We start from the raw sequence: 771 nt of genomic DNA on the forward strand, positions 1-771 counted from the left end.
AAACAGGCCTTGTCCTCTAACCTTCCCCTTTTGTGATTTTTTGGTAGAAAAGCCGCTGACAAAAATATTTTCCCGATCTATAGTAGAAATCATTGGTCCGGTATTGGTAACCTCAAACGTATACTTTTCTTCGTTGGCTTTACAGATTATATTCATTCGGCGTTCTTGCTCAGGTAATTCAGTCGTTGCCTCAATAGCATTGTCGATTACATTCGATAACATTTTAATCAAGTCAATTGTTTTGACCATGTTGAAAGAGTTAGGAGAAACATCAAGTGTAATATCGATGTTATAATTCTGGGCTGAGAGCTTTTTCGTCTCTAAAAGTACAGATAAGCCAGGATGATTCACATCCAATTTCATCGATTCAATCGATTGCACTTCTTTTGAGAGACCGGTTGAATAATCTAATGCTTTACCATTTTCACCAAGCTTGAGAAGTCCATGTATAACTTGAATATGATTTGAAAAATCATGTCTTAATGAGCGGACAGAAGCGATAAGTGATTGAAATTCTGATTGATACGTATCCTCAGTATCCCCCACTTCCCGTTTCAATTCTTTTTGATACCATTTTTGAATCACAAAAAAGGTAACTAACAGCATAATAACAAAGCCCCCATTATAAACGAGGATGGCAATACTGCTTTTTAATACCTTTCCGTTTATTGTATTAATATCCTCTGCACTCACATCAATACCTAAAAAACCAATAATGGCACCTTCATGATCTTTTATTGGCACCCCTACAGTCAAATATTCGCCATATAC

1 protein-coding gene is annotated in these 771 nt (G+C 36.2%); it reads right to left on the reverse strand.

Features of this window, described 5'->3' with window-relative positions; all coding sequences use genetic code 11:
• The coding region (locus tag AC1DUW_RS31195; RefSeq protein ID WP_477644499.1) for a sensor histidine kinase at positions 1-771 on the reverse strand (771 nt) is incomplete at both ends.

The sequence above is a fragment of the Peribacillus sp. P4_C12 genome, assembly GCF_056402095.1.